Origin of the sequence: Domibacillus sp. PGB-M46 (assembly GCF_022668875.1) — a bacterium.
Taxonomy (GTDB): Bacteria; Bacillota; Bacilli; order Bacillales; family Domibacillaceae; genus Domibacillus.
Genome location: NZ_JAKGCR010000001.1, coordinates 79,029 through 105,793, shown reverse-complemented (window position 1 = coordinate 105,793; position 26,765 = coordinate 79,029). Strand labels below are relative to the sequence as shown.

The window sequence follows — 26,765 nt, the reverse complement described above, 5'->3', positions numbered from 1 at the left end:
TTTCTTTTCTACAATAAAGTCAATTCAGTAAATCAATTACGCAAAAGGAGCAGATAAATATGGAGACAGAAGAACGTTATACACCACAGCCAGAGAAAAAAGGAAAGGCCGGTTTCATGAAAATGGCAGCCGCTTCATTTACGGGTGTTTTGGCCGGCGGCACAATGATGTTTTATATGGCACCATCTCTGCTTGATACCAATACAACAGCGACTGAAACAAAGTCGTCAAATACAGCAAATGAAATCACTGTACAGCCGGCATCAACGGCTTCCTCTTCGGAAAATAACTTAATGTCCGCCATTGATTCAATGAGTGAAGCGGTTGTCGGTGTCGTTAATTTGCAGCAGCAGGAGCAATTTAATCCTTTTGGCAGCCAGTCCATGGCTGCTACAGGTGAAGGTACTGAGGAAACAGAAGCTGGTACTGGCTCGGGAGTTATTTTCAAAAAAGGGAAAGATGTCAGCTACATTGTAACGAATAACCATGTCGTGGAGGGAGCCGACACGGTGGAAGTGGCGCTGGCAGGAGGAGAGAGGATTGATGCAGAGGTAGTTGGAACGGATGCACTGACGGATCTTGCTGTTTTGAAAATTTCCAGTGACCATGTTACTGAAGTCGCTGACTTTGGTGATTCAAGTGCCCTTAAATTAGGTCAGCAGGTAGCAGCAATCGGCAACCCGCTCGGACTGGATTTATCAAGTTCAGTTACGGAAGGGATTGTCAGTGGAATCAACCGGTCTGTGCCGGTTTCAACCTCAGCAGGTGAATGGGAAGCAAATGTCATTCAAACCGATGCGGCGATCAACCCGGGAAACAGCGGCGGCGCGCTTATTAATAGTACCGGCCAGGTGATCGGCATTAACAGCATGAAAATTGCGGAAGAAGGTGTAGAAGGGCTTGGTTTTGCCATCCCATCTGAGGATGCCATCCCGGTTATTCAAGAATTGATGGAAGACGGGAAAGTGGATCGTCCGTACCTTGGAGTAGGTTTGGAAGATGTGAGTGTGTTATCACGTGAAGTTACAGAAAACCAGCTGAATTTGCCGGCAAGCGTCACGGAAGGCACTGTAATTTCCCAAGTGGAAATGGGGTCATCAGCCGCAAAAGCCGGCTTTGAGGTTGGAGATGTGATTGTAAAGATTAATGATACAAAAGTGGCAAGCACATCAGAATTCCGAAAGTACTTGTACAATAAAGCGAACATTGGAGACAAAGTGAACATCACCATTTATCGAGGCGGCAAGGAGCAAACGATTTCGATGACGTTATCCGCGCAAAGTGAATAACTTTCACTGATTTTTCACCAAGGCTGGTTACAGTATGAGCAGGGCTGGAAAAGCTCAAATCTAAAGGAGGAAAGTGAATGAAAAAAAGCGTTTTTAATGTAGTGGTGACCGGAGCCCTATCACTAGGTGTCCTCGGTGCAGCAAGCCTGCCGGTGTTTGCAGCGAGCAATTCTGCACTCGACAGCAGCACACAGGCAAAAGCAGACACTATTATGAGTAATTTACGGACAAAGCTTGAAGCCATCGGTGTGGACCTTCCGGAAAAAGACGGGATGTTCGCGAACTTGGATGAGGAAACAAAAGCGAAAGCCGAAGCCATTGTGGATAAAAAGAAAGCCGGTGAGATCACGGAAGAAGAAGCAAAAACACAGCTTGAAGCACTGGGAGTTCAAATGCCAGAGCGTGGCAAAGGCATCGGTCATCTGGCACAAGATGTAGAAGATGCGGATTTGAATGAAGCCGCACAGAAGAAAGCCGATAATATTCTTGCGCAGGCAGAAAACGGCACCATTACCCATGATCAAGCGGAGGAGCAGCTGGCGGCGCTCGGTATTGAAACCAATGAACGTGGCGGCAAGGACGGCTTTCTCTCAAGCTTAGATGAAGATACGAAAGCAAAAGCCGAAGCGATTTTAGAAAAGAAAAAGAACGGCATTTTAACGGAGGCAGAAGCAAAGAAACAGCTTCAAGCACTCGGTATCACTCTTCCTGAGCGCCCGGATCTATTTGCGGACTTGGATGATGAAACAAAAGCAAAAGCGGAAGCGATTATGGAAAAACTGAAAAGTGGAGATTTAACACGTGAGCAAGCGGACGAGCAGCTTGAAGCGCTTGGTGTAGATCTGCCTGAACATGGCAGACATGGCGGCAAAGGACGCGGTAATATGCTGCAAGGGCTGGATGATGAAACAAAAGCAAAAGCAGAAAGCCTGATTGAAGAAGCGAAAACACAGCTTGAAGACCTTGGTGTTGACAAAATGCCATTGCATTAAAGAAAAGCGTAAGGCGGCCGTTCAGCCTGACGGCTTATGACCGAGGGGCTGGCTGGCTGAAGCTGGACATTGAGAAAAGCACAAAGCTTACCTGGATCAAGAGCTGTCAGCCAGCGGCCGGCCGTCAGCCCTTGTAACCCAGCAGCGGATTGGACATCCGGAGTTGGACAGCGTAACAAAAAAGCCCTGGGGAGCCAGGGCTTTTTTGTTTTGGAAAAAACTTATATACTAAAAAAAAGATTGGAGGCTGCCATATGAGTAACATAAATATCGCCGACGTTTTATTTCAAATAGTTATGCTGCTGATGCTCTTCGTGCCAGCCGGTTTGATTTTCATCGGTATACGCTCCTGGCGCAGACGATCAAAGCAGCTGGACCGAATAGAAAGAAAGCTGGAGGAGCGCCAATGATTGTCGAAAGCTTTTACACCGTGGGCCTCGGGCTTTTGCTCGGAGTACCGGTGCTTATTTTATTAGCCGCACTGATTAAAATCGGTAAAAAAAGAAGCTGAATAAAGTCGGCTTCTTTTTTGCAAAGTTTTTGAACAGTAAAAAGGCGGGTAAAGAAAGAGAAAGAAAGGTGGCGTCATCATGAATCTTACACGAGTCAGCCAGACACCGGACCGCATTTCTCTGAGCTGGGAGACAGCAGGACCGGTGCGCATTTTAAAAGACGGCAAAGAGGTCTACAGCGGCCAGGATACGACGTTTACAGATACAGGCCTGAAACCGGGAACCACATATTCCTATTTATTTAAAGGAGACAGCACGCTGAAGGTTCAAACGGCAACAGCAGTAGAGCGTGAGGACAAAAATGCGGACATTCCGCTGCAGGAACTGATTGTTACAACAGTTGTAGAAGAAGGAAAAATCGCGATGGCCTGGGAGCCGATTCGCGGTGTAGAGGAGTATGCGATTTACCGTAACGATGAATATGCCGGAACCGTAACAGAGCCGGGTTTTCATGATACCCGTATAACGATGAATGAATCATATGTATACGAAATTAAAGGTGTCCGGCCGCTTGAGCCGGGAGATGAAGAAGCGGCGGAAAAACCATCTCCGATTGCCAAAGTGATCGATTTGTTAAAAGTTCAAAAGAATGAAGATGATATGCTTGTTGAAACGTTTTTGCTTTTTAAAGATATTGGCCGGCCGGCCGATGCGTTAAAAGAACAGCAGGCCTCTGTAGATCGCGACCATGTTCTTCGTTATACAACCTTTTTAGAAGATGAGTGGGTAGAAAACCCGAATGTTTTATCGAAAATGCGCTTTTTCGCAGGAGACGGACGGACATTTGATCCAGAAGCGGAGCGGTACCGGACAAGAGCTGAAGTGAAGATTAAGGGCAAAAATGTTACGCTTTCACGGAGTGTTGGCGCATCTGAAGGCTATACTGTAGAAAAGGAACTGGTTGAACGGGACCGGGCTTCAGATGAAGGGATTGTCATAAAAAGTATACAAACCGACGAGGAAAAGCTATCTTTTCTGCTTGATCATTCCGTAGGCAACCCGTTAATGCCATCACCGGACATTGTGTATAAGGTGCATGCCGCTTTTTATACAAACGGATTGATGGAGATAAGCGGTGAACATGATGAAGCACCGCATCATGAAGTGTATTTAAAAAGCGGAGGCGGGGAATGGAAGCCGCTGCACCGTTCCGAGAGCCGCGGGCTTGGGCGCCTGGCTCCGCCGACAGCTAACCGGTTCTGGCGGTATTCCAATATAATATAAGAAAAAAAGAAGCAGCACTCCTTAGGAGGCTGCTTTTACTTTTATGCGAGAATCAAGAGCATATTTAGACGAGCCGGCAAGAGCCAGGTGAACAGACATCGCCAGCAGTACAATATCCAATTCCAGTCCGCCTAAAAAACCAGCCGACAGCTTGACTGTAAAAATGGCCCCTATTAAAATAACGGCAAACAAAATAGACAGGATGCGCACACCCAATCCGAGCATTAAAAGGATACCTCCAACAAGTTCGATGCCTGCAACCACATACGCCATAAAGCCCGGAATTCCTACACTTTCAAAAAAACCGGCTGTGCCGTCAATGCCGCCTCTCCACTTGTCTAATCCGTGCATAAAAAACGTAAATCCAAGCACAATCCTCAAAATAAGGTTTCCTTTTTCCATTGTAAATCCTCCTTTTTATTATTCACTACAAAGCATAGTGTTGTAACACTATGCTTTGTAGTTTACTATGAAATGAGCGAAATAATTGTTAAGATTTTGTTTCAAAAATGTTACACAATGGATTCTTGACGAAGTCTTCGCCTGCACACTACAATGAGTAATGTGAGGGGGGCGGGAAGTGAAAATTCAATCTTTTAAATTTAATGAGCGCGGCTTGAACCGTTTTTTTGGACCGCTTGAAGCTAAAATTATGGATGTGCTTTGGTGCGGCGGCGAAAAGTCGATCAAGGACGTTCAACATGAATTAGAAAAGGATAAAGCGACTAATTTCAATACTGTCATGACGGTCATGAACCGTCTCGTGGAAAAAGGCATCCTGACAAAACGGTTAGAAGGACGGACTTCTATGTACCAGCCGGTTCTTACACGGGAAGAGTTTGTAAACACCCAGTCAAAAGAAATGACACAGGAGCTGGTAGATGAATTTGGAAGCGTGGTTGTCAGTCATATGATTGATGCGCTTGATGAAGCAGATGATGACTTGGTCGCACAGCTGGAGCAGAAAATAAAAGAATGGAAAAAGGACCGGTAATATGAGGACTACACATCCATCAAAAAGTCTGTTTCTTGTCAGCCTGCTTGCCTCGGGTACGATTTTATCCCAGATGGGGCTTTATGCTGTTTCGCTGTTAGCCGGCTGGGATGTGCGCTTGAATTTCGTCGCTGTGTGCCATAGCGCGTTAAAATGGATCGGTTTGACGTTTTTTGAATACGCCGTTGATGCGCTTGTGTTCAGCACGCTTATACTATTCGTTTGGAAGATTAGCAGGCAATGGCTTCTGGCCTCTCGTCTGAGACGGTGGTTTGGCGCATATGAAATCAGTACACTGACAAGCGAATGGTCCAAGCGGTACAGTGCGGATATCCGCTTGATTTCATACCCTGCCCCCGTGGCAGTGACAATGGGATTTTTTCGGCCGGTTGTCGTTCTGTCAACTGGATTAAAGGACATGCTGACGGACTCGGAATTTGAGGCAGTCGTGTATCATGAACTCTATCATCATCGAAGCCGCGATCCGTTGAAAGTTTTTTTGCTGGCGGTGTCGGCATCTGTTTTATGGTACATGCCTATTTTAGGATGGGTACGGGAGCAGTATCGGCGTGATAAAGAACTGCTGGCTGATGCGTATGCGATTGAGAGGACAGGCTCTGCAGCCGAGCTTGGCAGCGCGCTTGTTAAAATGATCAAAGCAGGCAGGCAAATTCATATGCCGTTGTCCTGTGTGTCTTTTGCCGATACATCTGTAAACGAGCGGATTCACCGCCTGCTGAACCCGGCTGCGGACCGGCCGCTGCATATACCGGTTCAGTCAGCTTTTTGGTCGCTGTCTGTTTTTGCTGGGATTTGCTTGTTATTTATTGATGTGCTGTTGTAAAGAGATGTTTGAATAGAGAGAAGCTGCGAACCGCAGTTTAAAGGAGATGAAAAGTTTGGCGAAAGGTGTTTTTTGGATTGTCGGCTTTTTTGCCATTTGTATGGCAGGAGTCGTTTTTTTATCGAACGTAAGTGAAAAAAGTGCCGAGATTAATTATGAGAAGGAACCATTTTTAGGCAAAGAAGAGGCGCCAGTTTCCATTGTAGAATTTGGTGATTATAAATGCCCTGTGTGCAAAGATTTTAATGAATCGTTTTTTCCGCTGATCAATGAACAACTCGTGGAAACGGGAAAAGCAAAGTTTTATTTTATGAATTACTCATTTATTAACGTGGATTCCAATCGGTCGGCTCAGTTTGCTGAAGCAGTTTATCAGACACTTGGCAATGACCGCTTCTGGAAGTTCCATCATCTTATGTATGAAAAACAGCCGGATGATTTATCATTTGAAAAAGTCGACCTATATACGAATGACTTTTTAAAAGAAACGCTGTCGGAGATTGCAACCGATGAAGAAGTGGCAAAAGTGATGGCGGTCGTGGAAAAAGAAGGCTCGATGGCAGCGTGGGAAAAAGACGCCGAAACGGCAAAAGAGCTCCAGGTATCTGGAACACCGACTCTGTTCGTAAACGGAAAAAAGTTTGAAGGAAACTCGTTTGACGATTTAGTCAAAATGGTAGATGAGGCAGCGGCTGATGCTGAGTAAGCCGCTTCTCGCCGCCTGGCTCACGGCTCTTACAGCCACGCTTGGCAGCTTGTTTTTCAGTGAGCAAATGGGGTTTATTCCTTGCACGATGTGCTGGTACCAGCGTATTTTAATGTACCCGCTTTGTATTTTTCTCGGCCTGGCGTTTTATTGGGGCGACACACGCATGTACCGCTACATTCTGCCGGTCAGCATATTCGGAATGGGGATCGCAGGATATCACTATGCTTTGCAAAAGATACCGGCGATGAAGCATTTTGAAATGTGTACAAGCGGTATTCCCTGCTCAGGAGAATATATTAACTGGCTTGGGTTTATTACCATTCCGTTTTTAAGTTTGTGTGCCTTTACCATTATTACAATATCTATGGTTGTTCTTCGTAAAATGTCCGTTTAAATCAAACGGGCATTTTTTCATTTATTCTTCACGCGATGTTCACATCTGATCTGTATAATGCATGAAGTAAAGAAAAAGAGGGGGCAGGAAAATGGAACAATCGCGAAGGCATTACCAGTGGATTTGGCGCTGGCATTTTTATGCCGGTCTCATTTTTGCACCTTTTTTGCTTGTACTCGCGATAACAGGTGCAGTTTATTTGTTTAAAGCAGAAATTGAGCATGCGCTTTATGCAGATTTATACGATGTAAAGCCGCAGTCAGAGATGATGCCAGCCAGTCATATGTTTGCGGGTGTTAAAGAGCAATATCCGCATGCCGTTATCACACGCTACCGTCCTGCAGATTCGGCAGACCGGTCAGCAGAAATCGGCATCACCGATCATGACGGAACAGCGATGACCGTATTTGTAGATCCGCACACGATGCAGATTATGGGAACGTTCGATGACACGGACCGGATTATGGACAAGCTTGAAAAAATTCACGGCGAATTAATGGCAGGCACAGTCGGTGACCGGCTGGTGGAACTGGCCGCGTGCTGGGCACTGATTTTAATCATTACGGGGGCGTATCTCTGGTGGCCGCGTAAGAAGGAGAGAATATGGGGCGTTGTGCTGCCGCGTTTTTCCAAAGGAAGCCGGACACTCGTCCGCGACTTGCATGTAGTCCCAGCCGCCTGGATCTCCGCCGGCATGTTTTTTCTTATCATGACGGGCCTGCCGTGGTCTGGTTTTTGGGGTACGCAGGTGCAAAACGCGGCAACCAATTCTGGAGAAGGCTATCCGCCATCGATCTGGGTGGGGGAAGCGCCGCTTTCGGGCTTGAAAACAGAAGATGTAGCGGATGTTGGCTGGTCGGCGGAAAATCTTCCAGTGCCGCAGTCTGTGCAATCGGCGTATGTCCCGCTGTCGATTGATGATGTTATCCATATTATCAATGAACGGGGCATTAAGCCGGGCTATGACTTATTTATTCCGCAGGAGAAAACAGGCGTGTACACGGTTTCCGCGTTTCCTCCAAAAGCACAGGATGAAGTGACGATGCATATTGATCAGTATACCGGCGCAGTACTGGCAGACTATCGTTATGAAGACTACGGACCGGCCGGTAAGGCGATTGCGCTCGGCATTACCCTCCATAAAGGGTCACAGTTTGGTATGATCAACAAGCTGACTGGGCTTGCAGTTTGTATAGGGATGATACTTGTTATTGTAAGCGGGCTGCTTCTATGGCGGAAGCGGAAGCACGGCGCACCCGCGCGTCCTGCAGCGGGAGTGGCAAAAGGATTATGGGCACTGATTATTATGCTTGGTATTTTGTTTCCACTTGCAGGTGCATCCATGCTCGGTGTATGGATCATTGATCAAATCGCAAAGCGGGTAAGAGGAGGATTTGCAGCATGAGAAAGTGGATCATCTTTAGTAGTCTATTTTTATTATCCGGCTGCAGCCTTGATCCCGATTCAGCGGATCAGTATGTCGCAGAGGAAAAACTGGATGCAGAGATTGATGTATCAGCCGGCCATATACAGATTGCCACATCACCGGGTGCGGACGTATCTGTTTCTTTTTGGCCGGAAGGCGGACAAAGGGAAACGCTGCCCATGCAGGAAGGAAAAGACGGGGTTTTTACAGCACAAAAAAGGATTATAGAAAAAGGAATTTATTTTGTAAAAGCGGATATTCAAACGAATGGACAGCATATTATGCCAACCAAAAAAATATGGGTGGGCGTAGAAGCAGACGTTGAGCAAAATGGGCCTTCCGTAGATATGAAGCACCACCATTGATCTCCTATTTTGGCCGAAAATGTTGTATAATGGTATAAATAGGGATCAGGGGGATTAGGTACATTATGCCAGAACAAAGAAGGATGGAAAGACGAAAGCGCCGTCGGCTGAAAAGCTGGGTCAGAGTGTCGCTTTTCGGCTTATGTTTAGCCGTTGCAGCAGCTGTTGTGTTAAATATAATGGTGACGAAAGAAAAAGCACAGGGGGTACCAAAAGGTATTTTGGATGAAACAACGGCTTCCCAAAAAGAAACGCCGCCTGTATCAATTAAAGTGAGTGCAGCAGGAGACTTTACACTTGGAACGGATGAGACATTCACATATGCCGGGTCATTTCCAGATGAAGCAGAGCGGAACGGCTTAGCTCATTTTACAAAAGGGCTGAACGGTATTTTTCAACGTGATGACTTGACAACGGTAAACCTGGAGACGACACTGACCGAAGCGACAGAAAAAGCAGAAAAAAAATTCCGTTTTAAAGGAGATCCAGAATATACACAGATTTTAACGGATGGCGGTATAGAAGCAGTCAATGTGGCCAACAATCATATTTTTGATTACCTGGAGCAAGGATATGAAGATACAAAGGCGAATTTAAAAGCAGCGAACATTGGCTTTTTTGGTTATGAAGATTCCTTTTTAACAGAAGTAAAGGGTGTGAAAGTCGGTGCGCTCGGCTATGAAGGCTGGGCCGATACGGCGGAGATCCGTGATCAGGTGGAAGTGGATATTGCGCAGATGCGGGAAAAGGGCGCGGCGATCGTGATTGTCCATTTTCACTGGGGAGTGGAGAGAAGCTACGTGCCGGAAGAATCGCAGAAGACACTGGCCCGATTTGCAGTCGATGCCGGGGCTGACCTTGTTGTAGGGCATCATCCGCATGTGGTACAGGGAATTGAAGAATATAATGGTAAATTTATTGTTTATAGTCTTGGTAACTTTATGTTTGGCGGAAATCGCAATCCGTCCGATAAAGATACGTACGTGTTCCAGCAGACGTTTGAAGTAAAAGATGGAAAGCTGACGGATGGAAAAGATATTAATGTGGTACCTTTCTCCATTTCTTCACGAACAGACCGGAATGATTACCAGCCGACCCTTCTTCAAGGTGCGGAGCGGGAACGGGTAATGGAAAAGATTTTGGATGTATCCAATCAAATTCAGCCAGCCGATTGGGTACAGTACATGAAAAATGAGCCGTCCAATTAAGGGGCGGTTTTTTTTTTTTTGATAAAAAAGGTTTAAAGAAGGGTATAGGAAGGTATATGTTCTTTTAGAAAAGGGGGAAGTGTTTAACAATGAAAGAGCAAACGGATGAGTTTATTGTGGAAGCGTATAAAAAAGCAGTGAAACTGGATCTGGATCACGATTTTCTCTTGCTGCTCGAAGAAGAGCTTGAGCGCAGAGAGTTAGATATACATAGAGAAAAAGTGTATTAAAAAAGGGTATCTCATAAGGAGACACCCTTTTTTATTTGTCCGCATTTCCGCTGCATCCTTTTCGTATGCCATGTATGACCTAAAAAGTTTTCTTCGTATTCTTCTACAAAGGAAAAACCATTCGTCTCGTAAAATTGCTCCCCGGACACGTTGCCACTTTCTACATCAGCAGTTATAGTGCAGGGTTTGGAAAAATGATTGATCATTTCATGCAGCAGCCGTGTGCCGATCTCTTGCCTCGGGGCATCCGGATGGAGATAGACCGCCTGCAAACTGGCATTTGGCCCTTCTTGCACGGCGTTTGCGAACCCGACCACCTGCCCGCCGCACTCAGCCACGAAAAACAAGCTCTGGAAGCGCTCCTTAAGCTGGTTTACCGCATAAGCGTGATCCAAAAAAGCATTCTGCACAGGCCGTGGAATGATCTCTTCATATGTATCGTACCACGCTGCCCGTGCGACAGCCTGGACGGCTGGAATGTCTTCGGTATTTGCCGGTCGGACGAGCGGGAAATCGGCCTGGTACACAACGTTTAACAAGCAGGGCTGCCCTTCTTTTTTTTCAAGTGCTGCATGTATGTCCGGGTAATCCGCTTCGACGCTACAGGTAATAAACGGCAGTTTTTTCTGCGCGGCCTGTGACCGTTTGTTCACAAGGCGCGCGCCGATAAAAACGCGGTTAAGGCCCAGCTCAGCAAAAGCTGTCTGCAAAATAGCGTATTTAGAAGCCCTGTTATAGCCCTGTCCCCAATATTCGTGTCCAATCCATGTGCCGAGACTGCATGAACCGTTTTCCCGGTCAATGAACATTAAAGTTGTAATACCAATTAGTTTACCGTCTTCATTGATTATTGCCCGTGATACTGTTTTTCCTTCCAGCTCTTCCGCCATCACTGCCTGTAAAAAGTCAATCGTGTCATGGACTGTATTTACTTGCAGGCCAAGCGATTCCTTTATCTCGGGCGCAGAAGTCAGCGTAAAAATTCGGTCTGCATTCGTTAAACTGTGCGGCTGCAAGGTAATTTTTTTCATTCACTCCACACCTCCTTCAATGTTTGGCGGAACAAATCGTTTAAGCGTTCTGTTGGATTCTCTGACGGCCGCTTGAGGGACGCAGCACGGCTTCGAAGCTCTTCTATCTCCCGTTTAAGAAATGCGTCTATGAGAGCAATGTCGGATCCACCGTTTCCCTCTTTACCCGCTGTTTTTTGTGCAGCAAGCTGCTGGATGGCCATCAGGAGTGCTTTGTCCCTAATCAGCGCGTCCAGCAGGGAACCGAGCGGAAAAGGGGGGATAGTCTGCCGATCAGCAATCCACTTAGCGGCGAGCACCGGGCGCAGGATATAAAAATATAGTTTAAGTTTACTGTTTTCTTTTTGGTGTACAGCCCGGTAGTTGCTGGCTGCCATATTGATGTAATGATGCATGCAGGAAACCGGTGAAAACACGCTGCCGCTCATTTCTCTCATCTGCCCGGCGGCTTGGTACAGTTCTTCATATACAATATCGGAGAACAGCCATTCCAAAAGCAGTGGATTGGATTTACGAAACAGCTTAAGTGTTTTGGTCAGATCCCAGCCGCTTACATCAAGCTCATCATGAATCGGGCGTTCAATCACGTCACGTTTTTTTCCAACACCTACAGGGTCAATGCTGAGATACACTTCTGGGCGGTGTATATAAAAAAAGCGAACATCCCAGTCGCTGTCCGGAGATGGAAACCCCCATGCACGGCTCCCTGATTCACAGGCGTACAGGATCTTCACATCGTATTCCTGTTCAATGCTCCGTAATGCTGCCAAAATCTCCTTTTCCATCCTTTTACACCTCCGTTTGCGGTAGTGTACTCGCTTTTTCAATTATTGTAAACCTCAAGACGGGATAAAGACGTAAAAAAGGAGGAGAAAAGATGATGGCTATTACACATATAAGGCTCGCCGTGCCGGATTTGGAGAAAGCGGTCGATTGGTATGAGAAAACCCTCGGGTTTGAGCCCATTGCCGGGCCGTATTGTCGGAAGAAGAAAACCCCAATATGACACAGGATTTACAGGGAAGCACGTAAAGAGAATGAAAAATGCCCCTTAACAGCCAGAAACGGGGTAGGGCTGGAGCTGTTCAAATTTATGGGGCCAAGGATGGATCGAAGAGAACCAGAAGGATACCGCCCAGGCTTTTTTCATCTTTGTCTCGTAGTAGAGGATGTGGAGGCAACAGCCGAACGCATTGAAGAGGGAGGAGGGGAGCGGATCAGCAAAAAATAGAACACCCGCTCCGGCAAGCCGCACTTTCTCCGGTACTGCCCCAGGCCCCCTTTGGCAACACCATTAAGCTGTACAGCCGTAGTACGGAACTGATGTGTGGAAACCGGAACTGACGAAAAGCGCTTGTGCCAATGGGGCACGGGCGTTTTTCTTTCATAAAAAACTGTTTGTTTTCACCGTTCTTTCACCAACGCGGTTTACACTTCAGAATATCGATAGAAGAAAATGGAGTGTGAAGAGAATGAAGAAACGGTTTGATCCGTGGCTCGCGGCGATTTTGGCGCTGTCAGCGATATTGAATTTTTATAACATAGGGGCATCAGGGTCCAACTCGTATTATACGGCGGCTGTGAAAAGCATGACGACCAATTGGAAGTCGTTTTTCTACGCGTCATTGGACTCAGGCAATTTTATTACGGTGGATAAGCCGCCGGTCGCTCTTTGGGTTCAAGCGATGAGCGCGAAGATTTTTGGCGTGAGTGACTGGAGCGTGCTGCTTCCGGAAGCGATCGCCGGTGTACTATCCGTTTTTGTTTTATATAGGATTGTCAAACCCGTATTTGGTGTGAAAACCGCACGCTGGGCGGGGCTTGTGCTGGCGGTAACACCGATTTTCGTTGCGGTAACACGGACGAACAATACAGATGCGATGCTGATTTTAACACTGCTTTTTGCTGTATGGGCCCTCATGAAGTCGGTTCAGCAAAAAAAATTCGGCTGGCTGCTCCTTTCCATGGGGTTGGTTGGGATCGGCTTTAACATTAAAATGCTGCAGGCGTACATGGTTGTACCGGCTTTTTATCTTTTTTACTTAATCGCTGCGCAGCACAACTGGAAAAAACGAATCGTTCACCTGGCTATGGCAACAGTCGTTTTACTGGGCGTTTCGGTTTCATATGCAGCGGCTGTACAGCTGACGCCGGAAGAGAACCGTCCATATATCGGTGGAAGCCAGACAAATTCAGTACTGGAGCTGGCATTTGGCTATAACGGGATTCAGCGGCTGACAGGAGACCAATCAAAAAGCGGCGGTACCAATGATAAATCAAGCGGCTCACTGAATAACAACTCTTCTCAGGGAGCCGGCGGTGAAGATATTGGCGAAGCGGGCGTTCTGCGTTTATTCTCAGATTCGATGTCTGGGCAGTCGAGCTGGCTGCTTCCATTTGTCCTGGTCGGTTTAATCGGAATAGCGGTATCGATCAAGCGTCAAAGGGCACTTACAATGCAGCATAAATTCGCTATTTTCTGGCTGGCATGGCTGCTTCCGATGATAGGCTTTTTCAGCATCGCAAGCTTTTACCACCGCTACTATTTAAGCATGATGGGACCGGCTGTTGCGGCTTTAACAGCTATTGGCGGCGCAGTGCTGTGGGGACTGCACAAGGAGAAAAAGAACTGGAGCCGCCTGCTGTTTCCAATAGCGCTGCTGGCTACATTTGCTTTTGAGGCATACGTACTTTACCAGAACATTGACTCGATTCAGCCATGGCTGATCGGCGGAGTGCTGGCTCTCGGATTGATGGTCTGCATCCTGCTGATTATCACGACAAAATACGCCCATCATGTCCGGACAGCGGCGATGCTGGGACTGCTTTTAATGCCGGCTTACTGGGCGGCAATCCCCGTTGTGGCGGGTACGACAAACAGCATCATGCCAACCGCCGGACCTGCTGCAGCAGGCGGACCGGGAGGCGGTGTATTCGCTGACCGGGGGATGGCGATGGCAGCAGACGGTGAACGTCCGGAGATGCCGGAAGGAATGGAAATGCCTCAAGATGTTGAAATGCCAGCTGGAATGGAGCGTCCTGACGGGACAGATGAAAACAGTTCAGACGGCCGAGGCGGCGGTGGTATGGGCAGAGAGATGAGCGAAGAGCTGATCAGCTACTTGGAGGAAAACAATACAGGCGAAACCTACCTAGTTGCAGTGCAAAATGCGAATTCCGCTGCCAGCATCATTTTAAATACAGACTATACAGCCCTGGCTATGGGAGGATTTGGCGGCTCCGATCCGGCTATGACGGTTGAAAAACTGGAAGAAATGACAGCCAGCGGAGAAGTGAAGTTTTTCATGACATCAGGCGGCGGACCGGGCGGCGGCCAAAATAGTGAAGTAACCGAATGGATTCAAGAGCATTGCAAGGAAGTCACATCTGATGACTGGAGCGGTTTATATGTTTATGAAGGAGCGTGAGGATTTGAAATACTCCATTATTATCCCAGTATACAATGAAGAATTAGTGATCCGTGAAACATACAGCCGCCTTAAAACAGTAATGGATCAGGCAGACGGTTCGTATGAGCTGCTGTTTGTGAATGACGGCAGCCAGGATGCGACCATTGATATTTTAAAAGAGATTGCGGTGCAGGACCGCCATATGAAATATCTTGATTTCTCTCGTAATTTCGGACACCAGATTGCGATTACAGCCGGCATGGATCATGCTGCCGGCTCCGCAATCGTGGTGATTGATGCTGATTTACAGGATCCGCCGGAGCTTATTCTAGACATGATTGAGAAATGGAAAGAAGGCTATGATGTTGTGTACGCCAAGCGGACAAAGCGCAAAGGAGAGACCTTTTTCAAAAAACAAACGGCGAAAATGTTTTATCGGCTGCTGAGGGCGTCTACCGATATCGATATTCCGCTCGATACCGGCGATTTCCGCCTGCTCGACCGGAAAGTATGCGATCAGCTGAAGGGCATGAAAGAACAAAGCCGCTTTGTCCGCGGTCTTGTCAGCTGGGTTGGCTTTAAACAAACCGCGATTGAATATGAACGGGACGAACGGCTGGCTGGCGAAACAAAATACCCGCTCAAAAAAATGCTGAAGTTTTCAATGGACGGCATCACCTCTTTTTCATATAAACCGCTCAAGCTGGCAAGCCTGCTTGGCGTCATGCTGTCAGCAGCAAGCTCACTGGCTATTTTGATCGTCTTGTATCAGCGCTTATTTACAGATACCACGACTCCGGGATGGTCATCCTTACTGCTCACTATGCTGTTTTTCAACGGTGTCATCCTCATTATGCTGGGCGTCATTGGAGAGTATATCGGCCGCATTTACGACGAAGCAAAAAACCGGCCGCTGTATATTTTGCGTGACAGCCGTCAATCCGAGCATGAAAGCGACGTTGTGACCCGCTATGCGAAATTTAAATGAAGTGATGAAATTTGGGATTATAGGCGTGTTGAATACAGCGGTCGATATGCTCCTTTTTTTCACTCTTTGGTCGGTTGGTGTGCCGTACTTGTGGGCACAAGTATTATCCTACAGTGCAGGCACGCTCAACAGCTTCGTCTGGAACCGGTCATGGACGTTTAAAGCAAGCAGGCGGACAAATATGGAGGAGATAACAAAGTTTATTCTCCTGAATGCGATTGCTCTTTCTATGTCGACGTTTCTGCTATCCCTTTTAAGCGGGCAGCCGCTTTTTGTTAGTAAAACCATCGCCACACTCAGCGGCCTGTCCGTCACATTTTTCGGCAGCCGTTTCTGGGTGTTCAGGCAGCAAAGGAAAGGAGAAAATCAATATGACTATTAAAAAAGCCGTCATTCCAGCAGCAGGACTTGGCACAAGGTTTTTGCCTGCTACAAAAGCACAGCCAAAAGAAATGCTGCCGGTTGTTGATAAGCCGGCCATTCAATACATTGTGGAAGAAGCAGCTGCCTCGGGCATCGAAAGCATTATTATTGTGACAGGGCGCAACAAAAGATCGATTGAGGATCATTTTGACCGCTCGATTGAATTGGAACAAACATTAGAAGGAAAAGGGAGGAATGAGATGCTGGCAGAACTGCAGGGGATTTCGAATCTAGCTTCCATTCATTATATCCGGCAAAGAGAGCCTCTGGGCCTTGGACACGCGGTTCTTTCCGCCCGTCAATTTATCGGCGATGAACCATTTGCGGTACTTTTAGGAGATGACTTAATGATGTCTAAAAAGCCGGCGCTTCGCCAGCTGATGGATGTGCACGAACAGGCGGGGACCGATGTTGTCGGCGTACAGCATGTTGCGCCGGAGGACGTATCAAAGTACGGTATTATCGCCCCCCGTGCCTGCACAGGTTCTGTGTACGAACTCGCTGATCTGGTGGAAAAACCATCTGTTGACGAAGCGCCGTCGATGATTGCGGTTATGGGCCGTTATGTGCTCAACCCATCTATTTTTCCTGTTTTAGAATCTTTAGAGCGTGGCACAGGAGGAGAGATTCAGCTGACGGATGCACTTCGGAAACAGTGTGCTGCTTCCCCGATTCATGCCGTTTTACTTGAGGGACAGCGTTATGATATCGGCGACAAGTTCGGTTATCTGCGTGCCGGCATTGAAATGGCACTCAGCCGGCCGGAAATGCGCGGCCAGGTGCTTGCTTATTTGGACGGGCTTCGCGGAAGAATGACGGTTCAGTAATGAAACCACTCTTTAAAAAGGACGTTTATACCTCGTCAGACCGGGAACAGTCATAACAAAGGAGTGATATTTCATGGACCATCCAAAGGAATTAACAAACAAGCAAAAGGAAAACATGAAAGAAGCCCAGAAACAGGAAGCGCAAAAAATGGCTGATAAAAACCGTATGCCTGATGACCAAAATCGTTTAAAAGACACAGAGACGCGTCTCCCGTAAAAAAAGAAAATTGACCGGCCAAAAACGATTCCCTTGTGAAAGGAATCGTTGAGAGTGTAGACGAAATAAGAAAGCAACAGCATGAAAAAACGATCCCCTTACACTAGGGGATCGTTTTTTCATGCTGTTGGCATTTTTTATGATAAAGCAAGAATCACCTGGTAACAGGCTGCCGCCGGATGGTAGTCAGCTTTAGGGGCAACGCTTTTTTCTCCTTCGTACCGCTCATTTTGTTCATTTAGCAGCGTATACCAGCCGCCGTGTGTATGATCGATAAAGCACTCCGAGGCATAAGCAAACAGCTGGCGATAATGGTCCCAGTATGGATCATGGCCGGTTTTTGCGCCTAAAAGAGCGGCAGCGGCGATGGCTTCAGAAATCACCCAGTAATTTTTATCGGTGTCGATCACTTCACGCTCCGGGGAAAGAGAATAGTAAATGCCGCCGTGCTCAGCGTCGTGTCCATATCCCCAGCCGTTTCGGTACAAGTCTTCTGCTGCCTCAAGCATCCAGGACTCCGAACGGTGACGATCGAGCCAGAGAAGCAGCTTGCTCCATTCAAGCTGATGGCCGGGAATGAAGCCGTACGGCCGGAACTCGTCTTTGGTGTTACCTTGGTTGTACACCCAGTCCGGCTGCCAGTCTGGTGTGTAATGCTCCCAGATCATACCGCCGCCCTTTGTCCGCAGTTCTATGGGCACCTTTTTTGCCAGCAGGTATGCCCGGTCAAGATACTTGTTTTCCCCAGTTGCTTCAAATGCTGTCAGCATAGCTTCACACATATGCATATTGGCATTTTGCCCGCGGTACGCAGCCAGTACAGACCAGGAAGCATCCCATTCATCGCGGTACAAGCCATGCTCCTCGTCCCAAAAGCGCTGCTCTGTTATCTCGTCAACAATCTCGAGTAATTCTTTGGCGCCCGGGACACCGGCTTGATGGGCGATCGAAGCGGCCAGCAGCACAAAAGCATGACCATAGGCCATTTTTGTATTATCTTTTACATGAGTGCCTTCGAGCTCAAAAAAGAAGCCGCCATTTTCTTTGTCCCGGTGGTGCTCAGTCAAAAAGCGAATGCCGTGCTCCGCCGCATCCCGGCACCAGTCCGGTCCGTCTGTCAGTACACCGATGCTGAAAAGATAAACAAACCGGCTTGTGCCGACAAGATGCTTTGTTTGGCTGTCTGTCACTGTCCCGTCATCGGAAAAGCCGCTCCGATAGCCGCCGTTTTTTTGGTCGATACAGGCAGGGTAATAAAAACGAAGGATATTATGAATGTGTGAGGTGAGTGTGCTTTTTTCGGTAAAATCCAATTTATTTCCCCTCTTTCTATGTAAAGTAAAAGGGCAGAAAAGCGGTCTGCTTTTCTGCCTGGAATGATCAAGAAGACATCGCCATACCGCCATTGATATGAATACATTGTCCGGTAATATAAGCCCCTTCATCAGATGCAAGCAGCACATATGCGCCTGCATGGTCTGCCGGCTGTCCGGGACGCCCGAGCGGGGTATTTGTTCCAAATTCGGCGACTTTCTCACCTTCAAATGTGGCCGGGATAAGCGGTGTCCAAATAGGACCGGGCGCCACCATATTCACACGGATGCCTTTTGGCGCCAGGTTTTGCGCCAGGCTGCGTGTAAAGCCGACGATCGCCCCTTTTGTTGCTGTGTAATCCATTAAGGTTGGGTTGCCGATATAAGGATTAATAGAAGTGGTGGAAATAATGGCGCTGCCTTGTTTTAAATGCGGCACCGCATGCTTGCTCATAAAAAAAACGGAATACATATTGGTACGGAATGTTTTATCCCACTGTTCTTCAGTAATGTCTTCAATGTTTTGTGTTGGAAACTGAATCGCTGCATTATTTACGAGAATATCGAGTTTTCCCAGCTCGCTCACTGTTTTCTCTATGAGCTCCTTGCATGTATCTTCTTTTGAAACGTCGCCAGGGAGCAGGAGACAGCGTACACCTTCCGCTTCAATAAGCTGCTTTGTTTCTTCAGCGTCACTATGTTCTTCAAGGTAGTTAACCGCCACATGAGCACCTTCTTTAGCATAGGCAATAGCAACAGCACGGCCAATTCCGCTGTCACCGCCTGTAATCAGCGCTACACGGTTCTTTAGCTTGCCGCTGCCTATGTAGTTAGTCGGCTGAATCGGGCGGGGCTCCATTTGAGATTCAATTCCGGGCTGCTTGGACTGTGACTGCGCCGGCTGGCCGTTTTTTTGCTGTTCATAAATATTCATCTGGATCTCCTCCTTCTTTTTGTACACAATAGTACCTTAACCTTTCCAAAAGATGGCTAAACATATTCTTGCAGTTGTCTGTTTTAAAAAGGGTGATTCTGGCATGGAAAGGATTCGGTTTGATACAATAAAGAAAAGGCATGACTTCAACTGAAAAAGGAAGGGAAGAATTACATGAATTGGAGCGAAGTCATTTCGTGGATAAAGTCGATTGCCATGGCGGTCATCATAGCAGGTGCTGTACGCTACTTTTTATTTTCAAGTATTATTGTACACGGAGAATCCATGGCACCGACATTTGAGGACGATGATAAAGTCATTATTACCAAAACAACGAAGATTGATCGGTTTGATCAAATCGTATTTAATGCGCCGGATGCGGATGAACATTATATTAAGCGGGTTATCGGAGTACCGGGAGATTCGATTGAGGTGAAAAATGACGTGCTGTACGTGAATGGAAAAGCAACAGAGGAGCCGTATTTAGATGAAAACCGGGACGGGCTGATGCCCGGTGAAAAGCTGATGGGTGACTTTACTTTAAAGGAAAAAACCGGGTATGACCGGGTTCCGGACGGATATTTATTTGTAATGGGCGATAACCGCCGAGTCAGCAAAGACAGCCGCGCGTTCGGGCTGATCCCGGAGAACAGTGTGAACGGAGAAGTGCAGCTGCGGTTTTACCCATTGTCCTCAATCCAGACCTATTAAAAAAGCAGTCTCGGTAAAGAGACTGCTTTTTTATTAAACGGTAAAGCGTCGGGTCATCTCTTGAAGATGGGTTGCCATTACGGCTAAGGAACGGGCAGAAGCAGCGATTTCCTCCATAGAGGCCATCTGCTCCTCGGATGCCGCCGAGACATTTTCCGTGCTGGCAGCAGCTTTTTCTGAGATAGAATGAATTTGATCCATGCTTGCAACAACTTGCTCAGTGCCGGCAGCCATTTGCTGGACAGCGGCGGATACCTCCTGGATTTGACCGGTTACGTCGCCGATTGCAGAAGTAATATCTGCAAACGAGCCGCCCGCATTATGCACCACATCAATACCGCCCTGTACTTCAGCCGTGGCTGATTTCATCGCTTCGACAGCTTGGGCGGTTTCTGCTTGAATAGCGGAAATCAGCTCGGAAATTTGGCTGGCTGACTGGGCAGATTCTTCAGCAAGCTTACGAACTTCATCCGCCACCACCGCAAATCCGCGGCCTTGTTCGCCGGCCCGTGCCGCTTCAATCGCTGCATTCAGCGCAAGCAGATTCGTTTGGGCAGCGATCGCTGTAATAGAGTCAATAATCTGGCCAATTTCGTTTGAACGGCGGCCGAGACCTTGAATAACACCGGAAAGCCCGTCGAATGTTGTATTAATGGACCCCATTTGGTTAACGGCCTGGCGGATCGACGTGTTTCCAGCAGTTGCGCGTTCAATGGCCCCGGCAGCTGTTTCGGAGACAGAGTGCGCATTGCGGGCGATTTGCTGAACGCCGTCTGCCAGTTCGTTCATCGTTGCCGTTGTGTCAGACACTTGACGCAGCTGGCTGTCCGACCCACTTGCCATTTCTTCCATTGTGTTTGCGATCAATTCGGTCGCGCGTGTTGTTTCCTCTGAATTCGCATTGAGCTCTTCCGAGGAAGCCGCAACCTGCTCCGCTGTTTCAGCGACCTGCCGAATCACATCGCGCAGTCCGTTCGTCATGTCATTGAAGGACGCAGTCAGCTGGCCGAGCTCGTCACGAGAAGCATACGTTCCGGCAACAGTTAAATCTCCTTTTTGGGCCTGGCTCATTAATTCCTGAATGGCCCGAATAGGGTGAGTAATCATCCGGGAAATCAAAATCGCAAGTCCTGCGAAAAGAAGAATGGAAAGAAGAGAAGCGATTAAAATAATAGCGTTCGCTTTTTGGGCGCTTTCCTGGTTTTCTTTGTTTAATACAGCCGCCGTGTCTCGATTATAATTGCTTAATTGAGTGCCAAGCTCTGTCATTTTTGCACGTGCAGGTTCTACCTCTGCTAAGTACTGCTCGTAGGCTTCTTTATTTTTATTTTGTCCAGCGAGAATTTGAGCATCGATTGCTTTTTCACTGAACGTTTTAAATTCTTCTACAAATGGCTCAGCCAGTTCAAGTTCTTTCGGATCGGATTTGCTGGCGTTCAGGTAGTCTTCCATGAGCTTGTTGTTTTCATCAATCAAGCTTTCCGTTTTCTGGCGGAGCTCCTGGTTCATGTTTGAATCAGTAGTGATCATTAATTCCAGTGTATAAGCCGTGATGGCCCGGTTGTTTGTCCGGATTTGGCCGATGTTTTGAATGGAAACCAGTTTATTTTCATATATCTCCTTCGACTTTTCGGCTGTCTGATTCAAAAAGAAATAGCTGGTACCGCCGATCATTAGCAAAAAAAGAACAGCCGTTATGATTAGAACGAGCATTTTTTGTCCGATTTTTAAATGCTTCATAGGTATAACCTCCTGGTTTTTGTCGTAATATGTCGATATCTTGCTATGTATTTCGGCAAAAAATGATAAATATTTAGCTCCTTTGGCCAGCTTTCTGGGAGAAGTGATAAATATTTTATTTAATTTTAAAAGCGGGGCCGCAAATGATATACTACGGTCATCTAAAAAGAAAAGAGGCGTACCATGCTTACATTTGAAGAAAAAAAAGCGATTCTTGCGACATTTCCACAGCTGACAGCGAAAGATGTGTCTTTGAAGCGTGTTAATTACCATTTTGAGGAAAGTTTGTATGAAAAAACAGTGGTGGTATATCACCTGCATCCTAATGGGAATGGATTTGTTTTTGTAGGCGACTTGCCGGGGTATGACGCTGATTCAAAAGGGCTTATCAATATTCGGGACTTTTCAGAAAGTGAACTCCGGGCAGCGGTATCGGATTCGATCCGGTATTTGTCAGATAAACCAGAAGACGAAGCCATTGAGCAGGAGGAGCTTGTGAAAGAAACGGAATGGAAAAACCGTGAAGGACAAGTGCTGTTGCTTGCAAATGAAGATGAGCTGTGGAATGTGTACACAGGTTTAAATTTGGAAGAAAGCTTTGAATCGTTTAAAGAAGCAGAGCGTTATTTGCTGGAAGAAGGATTCCAGCCGCAGTCGAAGTAAGAAAAGCCCTGGCATTCCTGCCAGGGCTTTTCCTATGAAACGATCCGTTACCCAAGTTTGTAATAGTTTTTCACAGCCTGCATAAACTCGTGGAGGCTGGGTTCTTCGGTCAGGTTGGCAAGCATACCGCGCAGCACAGCGGGCCGCGGACTGCTGCTTTGGAGTTCCTGTTCGATTACATCAAGCGAAACGAGGATGTCATCAGACCAGTTTTCCTGTTTTAAATCAGACAGCCAAAGAACAAAAAGATCGTCGTTCAAGTGATGCTTAAACAAATTTTCCATGATTTGCGAGTCGATCACAGGCGGCTTGGCACGGCGCTTGAGCCCGGCCTGCAAATCATCGGCACTATCTAATAGAAACTCCGCAAATGAATGAACATCCAGCTCTATTCCATCTACAAGTGTCATATGCAGAAACGCATGCTGGATGCCTTGAAGTGCAGCGGACAAGTCCCAAAAGTACGGTTCAATCTCGCGTCCATACATACCGATCAGCCGGTTTCGATAAAGTTGATGCGTCTCCGTACGCATTTTGAAAATAAACGCTTCGATATCGTCATTGAATGGAATTGCATTTTCACGTGCCTGCATGATAAGAAACTCTTTATGTTGTTGAATCTCACGCATTTGGCATTCAATTTGCTTTACAAACTTTTCGCGCGGCGACAAGTTTTCAGATTCAATCGTCTTGATTTTAGCTGATAACAAATCAAAGTAATAATGCAGAACCGCTAACAGCAATGCTTCTTTGGATTTAAAGTGAAGATAAAAAGCACCTTTTGATATGTCGCAGGCGGTAGCGATTTCTTGTATGGAAGTGGCAGCAAAGCCTTTCTGGGCAAATAGTTTAAGGGATTCTTCGATAATTCGTTGTTCTTTCTCAGTCATAGACGTTCACCTCTACTTCTATTATGACCCACAAGTCATAGTTTTGAAACCGGAAATTATTTGACGGTTGACCGACTAGTCATATATATTGAAAAGAGAACTGACCGGTTGGTCATAAAGGAGAGGAAATATGAACGCGTTAATTAACTTCGTCTTAAAAAACAAATTTGCCGTCTGGCTGATGACCATCATCATAACTGCGGCTGGTTTGTATGCCGGGCTTTCTATGAAGCTTGAGACGATTCCTAATATTACGCCGCCAATTGTGACAGTCACAACAGTGTATCCGGGAGCGACGCCGGAAGAAGTGGCGGACAGTGTGTCAGAACCCATTGAAAAGCAGCTTCAAAACTTAGGAGGCGTAAAAGTCGTCAGCTCGACTTCCTATCAAAACGCTTCCTCTGTCCAAATAGAATACAGCTTCTCAACGGATATGGAAAAAGCGGAACAGGAAGCAAAAGAAGCACTTGGGGGCCTGGATTTTCCAGAAAACGTGCAGGAGCCTGACGTATCGCGTTTAAGCATTAATGCATTTCCGGTCATGGCGCTCAGTCTTTCAGACCAAAACCTGTCTCTGGAAGAGCTGACAACACTTGTAGAAGAGGAGATTGTGCCGGAAATTGAAGGCACTGAAGGTGTGGCCTCGGTTCAAATATCCGGCCAGCAGGTAGAGGAAGCAGCCGTTGTGTTTGACCAGGCAAAGCTTGCCCAGCTGAAGCTGGATGAAGACACGGTTACTCAAATGATTCAAGGAGCTGATATTCAAGCACCACTTGGCTTATTTGAATTTGGCAGCACGGAAAAGTCTGTGATGGTTGATGGCAATATTACAACGCTTGAAGATCTGCAGAACCTTCCAATCGGACCGGTCAAGCTGTCGGATATCGCTGAGGTGAAATTAACCGGAAAAGCCGAATCGATTTCCCGGACAAACGGCCAGGAATCCATTGGCCTGCAAATTGTAAAAGCAGCCGATGCGAATACAGTGGACGTTGTCAACGCAGTAAAAGAAAAAGTAGATGAGTTCGAAAGTGATATGGACGGCCTGACCATTACTTCTACTTTTGACCAGGGCGGTCCAATTGAAGAATCTGTAAAAACAATGCTGAACAAAGCGCTGTTCGGTGCTCTTTTTGCGGTTATTATTATCATGCTGTTTTTGCGTGATGTACGCTCGACGGTTATCTCGGTTATTTCGATTCCACTGTCGATTTTAATTGCATTAATTTTATTGAAACAAATGGACATTACGTTGAATGTTATGACTCTTGGAGCAATGACGGTTGCCATTGGGCGCGTAATTGATGATTCAATCGTGGTTGTGGAAAACATTTATCGGCGTCTGTCGCTTCAGGGTGAGACGCTACGCGGAAAAGAACTGATCCGTGAAGCAACAAAAGAAATGTTCGTGCCGATTATGTCTTCCACTATTGTAACCGTTGCGGTGTTCCTGCCGCTTGGGCTGGTAGAAGGAACGGTAGGAGAATTGTTTCTTCCATTTGCGCTGACGGTTGTGTTCGCGCTGCTTGCCTCGCTCCTGGTAGCTGTCACCATTGTGCCCATGCTCGCCCATACACTGTTTAAACGCGGCGTTAGAGCAAAAGCACACGAAGAAAAGCCAGGGCGGCTTGCTGCGGGTTACCGTTCTGTGCTGAACTGGACCTTAAATCATAAAATCATTACATTTTTAACGGCAGTTGTGCTCCTGATCGGCAGCTTTTTCTTAGTGCCGAAGATCGGCGTCAGCTTCCTGCCGAGTGAAGAAGAGAAAATGGTTATTGTCACGTACGCTCCGGAGCCGGGACAGACAATGGAGGAAGTAGCGGATATTGCGGCTGACGCGGAGCGCTACTTTATGGATACCGATGATGTAGAGACGGTTCAGTATTCAGTCGGAAGTGAAAACCCGATGAACCCGGGCCAATCGAACAGCGCCATGTTTTATGTGATGTATAACGAAGAGACAAAAGATTTTACACAGAAAAAAGAAGACGCGCTCAAAGATTTGCAAGACTCTGTTTCTAAAGGAGAATGGGCGTCGCAGGACTTCTCGGCCAGCGCCGGAAGTAATGAAGTCGCCGTTAATATTTACGGCGAAGAGCTGGAAGACATCGAGCCGGTTGTGGCAGATGTAGAAGAGATGATGAAAGATAGCGGTGATTTTAAAAAGGTGGAAACGGGTCTTGCAGACGCCTATGAAGAATACACGCTGGTTGCCGATCCAGAAAAAATGGCGGCAGCAGGCCTGACGGCCGGTCAAATCGCCATGGAGCTGAGCCCGGTGCGGCAACGCCCAATTTTAACGACTATTGAAAGGGATGGAGAAGACGTCAATGTTTATATTGATGTGCCTGCGCAGTCATATGAATCTATTGACGATATCACGAACCGTTCTGTTTCAGCAATGAACGGCCAGCCGGTGAAAATCGGCAGTGTCATGACAGTAGAAGAAGGAGAAACATCGGATACGGTTTCCCGCCGTAATGGGAAAGTTTTCGTGGATGTGAACGGGGAACTGAAAGGCGACGATGTATCTGCGGCCTCCAATTCACTGCAGGAAAAACTCGATAACCTTGATTTGCCTGCAGGTGTAAATGTAGAAATAGGCGGTGTAACGCAGGATATTAATGAATCGTTTACGCAGCTTGGCCTTGCTATGCTGGCGGCGATCGCGATTGTATATCTTGTACTCGTCATTACATTTGGCGGCGGTCTCGCGCCATTCGCGATTTTGTTCTCGCTGCCGTTTGCTATTATCGGTGCGCTTGTGGCGCTCTTGATTGCTGGCGAAACAATCAGTATTTCCTCTATGATTGGTGCGCTTATGCTGATTGGGATTGTAGTAACGAATGCAATCGTGCTGATTGACCGGGTGATTCATAAAGAACGCGAAGGCTTAACGACGCGTGAAGCGCTGCTCGAAGCAGGATCAACGCGTCTGCGCCCTATTTTAATGACAGCGCTGGCGACGATTGGTGCTCTGTTTCCGCTTGCACTCGGTCTCGAAGGAGGAGGCTTGATTTCAAAAGGCCTCGGTGTAACTGTAATCGGCGGCTTGACAAGTTCAACTTTGCTGACACTTGTTATTGTGCCGATTGTGTATGAAGTTCTATCCAAATGGATGAAAAAAAGAGTATAAAAAAAGCGGCTTCCTAATCAGGAAGCTGCTTTTTGTACATTAGCCATGGAAAGTAAAAAAACACCCGCAGTTGTTACACTGCGGGTGTTTTGGCAGGTGGTTAACGATGGTCTTTCGCATGACCAATATGGTTCTGCACATCGCCTTTTAATTTATCGGCTTTTCCCTCTGCCTGCATTTTTGCGTTGTCTGTTGCATTCCCTGCCTGGTCTTTTACTTCACCTTTTGCTTTGTTTACGGCGCCTTTTAATTTGTCGCCAAGTCCATTGTTGTCATGTGCCATGATGAAAAC

Annotated in this window: 28 protein-coding genes and 1 pseudogene; 21 read left to right on the top strand and 8 right to left on the bottom strand. The window is 47.0% G+C overall.

Annotated elements, in window-relative coordinates:
- Positions 1-59 precede the first annotated feature (59 nt).
- The 4 genes from L2D08_RS00520 (at position 60) to L2D08_RS00505 (ending at position 4,017) form a co-directional block, all read left to right on the top strand.
- Positions 60-1,289, top strand: coding sequence for a S1C family serine protease (locus L2D08_RS00520; protein ID WP_242231758.1), 1,230 nt, complete (start codon positions 60-62; stop codon positions 1,287-1,289).
- Between the two features lie 77 nt (positions 1,290-1,366).
- Positions 1,367-2,281, top strand: a complete 915-nt coding sequence (locus L2D08_RS00515; protein WP_242231757.1) for a hypothetical protein — start codon at positions 1,367-1,369, stop codon at positions 2,279-2,281.
- Positions 2,282-2,535: 254 nt separating this feature from the next.
- Positions 2,536-2,691: a DUF4083 domain-containing protein gene (locus tag L2D08_RS00510; RefSeq protein WP_242231756.1), complete on the top strand. Its 156-nt coding sequence runs from the start codon at positions 2,536-2,538 to the stop codon at positions 2,689-2,691.
- Between the two features lie 180 nt (positions 2,692-2,871).
- Positions 2,872-4,017, top strand: a complete 1,146-nt coding sequence (locus L2D08_RS00505) for a DUF3238 domain-containing protein (protein ID WP_242231755.1) — start codon at positions 2,872-2,874, stop codon at positions 4,015-4,017.
- A 21-nt stretch (positions 4,018-4,038) separates the two neighbouring features.
- On the opposite strand, the gene L2D08_RS00500 is transcribed toward L2D08_RS00505, so the two are convergent.
- Positions 4,039-4,419 (bottom strand): DoxX family protein, encoded by a 381-nt coding sequence (locus tag L2D08_RS00500; RefSeq protein ID WP_242231754.1) that lies wholly within the window; start codon positions 4,417-4,419, stop codon positions 4,039-4,041.
- Between the two features lie 178 nt (positions 4,420-4,597).
- Here L2D08_RS00500 and L2D08_RS00495 point away from each other — a divergent pair, with 178 nt between their 5' ends.
- The 8 genes from L2D08_RS00495 to sda all read left to right on the top strand — a co-directional run bounded on the left by L2D08_RS00495 (position 4,598) and on the right by sda (position 10,187).
- Complete coding sequence (locus tag L2D08_RS00495; RefSeq protein ID WP_242231753.1) at positions 4,598-5,011, top strand: BlaI/MecI/CopY family transcriptional regulator; 414 nt, start codon at positions 4,598-4,600, stop codon at positions 5,009-5,011.
- A gap of 1 nt (position 5,012) precedes the next feature.
- A complete protein-coding gene (locus L2D08_RS00490) occupies positions 5,013-5,855 on the top strand; it encodes a M56 family metallopeptidase (protein ID WP_242231752.1) in 843 nt (280 codons plus the stop codon).
- Positions 5,856-5,901: 46 nt separating this feature from the next.
- Positions 5,902-6,561, top strand: coding sequence for a DsbA family protein (locus L2D08_RS00485; protein ID WP_242231751.1), 660 nt, complete (start codon positions 5,902-5,904; stop codon positions 6,559-6,561).
- Positions 6,551-6,958, top strand: a complete 408-nt coding sequence (locus tag L2D08_RS00480; RefSeq protein WP_375337552.1) for a disulfide oxidoreductase — start codon at positions 6,551-6,553, stop codon at positions 6,956-6,958. Before L2D08_RS00485 ends, L2D08_RS00480 begins: the two co-directional genes overlap by 11 nt.
- A 91-nt stretch (positions 6,959-7,049) precedes the next feature.
- On the top strand, positions 7,050-8,363 hold the full coding sequence (locus L2D08_RS00475) for a PepSY-associated TM helix domain-containing protein (protein ID WP_242231750.1): 1,314 nt from the start codon (positions 7,050-7,052) through the stop codon (positions 8,361-8,363).
- Complete coding sequence (locus L2D08_RS00470; RefSeq protein WP_242231749.1) at positions 8,360-8,749, top strand: hypothetical protein; 390 nt, start codon at positions 8,360-8,362, stop codon at positions 8,747-8,749. Before L2D08_RS00475 ends, L2D08_RS00470 begins: the two co-directional genes overlap by 4 nt.
- 65 nt (positions 8,750-8,814) lie before the next feature.
- Positions 8,815-9,957: a CapA family protein gene (locus tag L2D08_RS00465; RefSeq protein ID WP_242231748.1), complete on the top strand. Its 1,143-nt coding sequence runs from the start codon at positions 8,815-8,817 to the stop codon at positions 9,955-9,957.
- 89 nt (positions 9,958-10,046) lie between these two features.
- On the top strand, positions 10,047-10,187 hold the full coding sequence (gene sda / locus L2D08_RS00460; RefSeq protein ID WP_242231747.1) for a sporulation histidine kinase inhibitor Sda: 141 nt from the start codon (positions 10,047-10,049) through the stop codon (positions 10,185-10,187).
- 11 nt (positions 10,188-10,198) lie between these two features.
- On the opposite strand, the gene L2D08_RS00455 is transcribed toward sda, so the two are convergent.
- Both L2D08_RS00455 and L2D08_RS00450 read right to left on the bottom strand, forming a co-directional pair.
- Positions 10,199-11,218 (bottom strand): GNAT family N-acetyltransferase, encoded by a 1,020-nt coding sequence (locus L2D08_RS00455; RefSeq protein WP_242231746.1) that lies wholly within the window; start codon positions 11,216-11,218, stop codon positions 10,199-10,201.
- A complete protein-coding gene (locus tag L2D08_RS00450) occupies positions 11,215-12,003 on the bottom strand; it encodes a nucleotidyltransferase domain-containing protein (protein ID WP_242231745.1) in 789 nt (262 codons plus the stop codon). Before L2D08_RS00450 ends, L2D08_RS00455 begins: the two co-directional genes overlap by 4 nt.
- Positions 12,004-12,095: 92 nt before the next feature.
- Here L2D08_RS00450 and L2D08_RS24420 point away from each other — a divergent pair.
- From L2D08_RS24420 to L2D08_RS00420, 6 genes and pseudogenes are all read left to right on the top strand, one after another.
- Positions 12,096-12,449, top strand: a pseudogene (locus L2D08_RS24420) (VOC family protein).
- A gap of 241 nt (positions 12,450-12,690) precedes the next feature.
- Complete coding sequence (locus L2D08_RS00440) at positions 12,691-14,646, top strand: ArnT family glycosyltransferase (protein ID WP_242231743.1); 1,956 nt, start codon at positions 12,691-12,693, stop codon at positions 14,644-14,646.
- Positions 14,609-15,616 (top strand): glycosyltransferase family 2 protein, encoded by a 1,008-nt coding sequence (locus L2D08_RS00435; protein WP_242231742.1) that lies wholly within the window; start codon positions 14,609-14,611, stop codon positions 15,614-15,616. The genes L2D08_RS00440 and L2D08_RS00435 overlap by 38 nt, the downstream gene beginning before the upstream one ends.
- Positions 15,600-15,998, top strand: a complete 399-nt coding sequence (locus L2D08_RS00430) for a GtrA family protein (protein ID WP_242231741.1) — start codon at positions 15,600-15,602, stop codon at positions 15,996-15,998. The genes L2D08_RS00435 and L2D08_RS00430 overlap by 17 nt, the downstream gene beginning before the upstream one ends.
- Positions 15,988-16,866: a UTP--glucose-1-phosphate uridylyltransferase GalU gene (gene galU / locus L2D08_RS00425; RefSeq protein ID WP_242231740.1), complete on the top strand. Its 879-nt coding sequence runs from the start codon at positions 15,988-15,990 to the stop codon at positions 16,864-16,866. Before L2D08_RS00430 ends, galU begins: the two co-directional genes overlap by 11 nt.
- Positions 16,867-16,939: 73 nt before the next feature.
- Positions 16,940-17,083 (top strand): hypothetical protein, encoded by a 144-nt coding sequence (locus L2D08_RS00420; protein ID WP_242231739.1) that lies wholly within the window; start codon positions 16,940-16,942, stop codon positions 17,081-17,083.
- A 137-nt stretch (positions 17,084-17,220) separates the two neighbouring features.
- Here L2D08_RS00420 and L2D08_RS00415 read toward each other — a convergent pair whose 3' ends face one another.
- Both L2D08_RS00415 and L2D08_RS00410 read right to left on the bottom strand, forming a co-directional pair.
- On the bottom strand, positions 17,221-18,396 hold the full coding sequence (locus L2D08_RS00415; RefSeq protein ID WP_242231738.1) for an AGE family epimerase/isomerase: 1,176 nt from the start codon (positions 18,394-18,396) through the stop codon (positions 17,221-17,223).
- A gap of 67 nt (positions 18,397-18,463) precedes the next feature.
- Positions 18,464-19,330, bottom strand: a complete 867-nt coding sequence (locus L2D08_RS00410) for an SDR family oxidoreductase (RefSeq protein ID WP_242231737.1) — start codon at positions 19,328-19,330, stop codon at positions 18,464-18,466.
- Positions 19,331-19,504: 174 nt separating this feature from the next.
- Here L2D08_RS00410 and lepB point away from each other — a divergent pair, with 174 nt between their 5' ends.
- Positions 19,505-20,041, top strand: a complete 537-nt coding sequence (gene lepB / locus L2D08_RS00405; protein ID WP_242231736.1) for a signal peptidase I — start codon at positions 19,505-19,507, stop codon at positions 20,039-20,041.
- Between the two features lie 33 nt (positions 20,042-20,074).
- Here the strand turns inward: lepB and L2D08_RS00400 are convergent, their stop codons facing one another.
- The gene (locus L2D08_RS00400) at positions 20,075-21,781 is read right to left on the bottom strand and encodes a methyl-accepting chemotaxis protein (protein ID WP_242231735.1); all 1,707 of its coding nucleotides are present in this window, start codon (positions 21,779-21,781) and stop codon (positions 20,075-20,077) included.
- Positions 21,782-21,964: 183 nt separating this feature from the next.
- On the opposite strand from L2D08_RS00400, the gene L2D08_RS00395 reads away from it, so the two are divergent.
- Positions 21,965-22,444: a hypothetical protein gene (locus L2D08_RS00395; RefSeq protein ID WP_242231734.1), complete on the top strand. Its 480-nt coding sequence runs from the start codon at positions 21,965-21,967 to the stop codon at positions 22,442-22,444.
- A gap of 47 nt (positions 22,445-22,491) precedes the next feature.
- Here the strand turns inward: L2D08_RS00395 and L2D08_RS00390 are convergent, their stop codons facing one another.
- Positions 22,492-23,334: a TetR/AcrR family transcriptional regulator gene (locus L2D08_RS00390; protein ID WP_242231733.1), complete on the bottom strand. Its 843-nt coding sequence runs from the start codon at positions 23,332-23,334 to the stop codon at positions 22,492-22,494.
- A 130-nt stretch (positions 23,335-23,464) separates the two neighbouring features.
- Between L2D08_RS00390 and L2D08_RS00385 the strand changes: the two genes are divergently transcribed.
- Positions 23,465-26,473: an efflux RND transporter permease subunit gene (locus tag L2D08_RS00385; protein WP_242231732.1), complete on the top strand. Its 3,009-nt coding sequence runs from the start codon at positions 23,465-23,467 to the stop codon at positions 26,471-26,473.
- A gap of 100 nt (positions 26,474-26,573) precedes the next feature.
- On the opposite strand, the gene L2D08_RS00380 is transcribed toward L2D08_RS00385, so the two are convergent.
- Positions 26,574-26,756: a CsbD family protein gene (locus L2D08_RS00380; RefSeq protein WP_242231731.1), complete on the bottom strand. Its 183-nt coding sequence runs from the start codon at positions 26,754-26,756 to the stop codon at positions 26,574-26,576.
- Positions 26,757-26,765 lie beyond the last annotated feature (9 nt).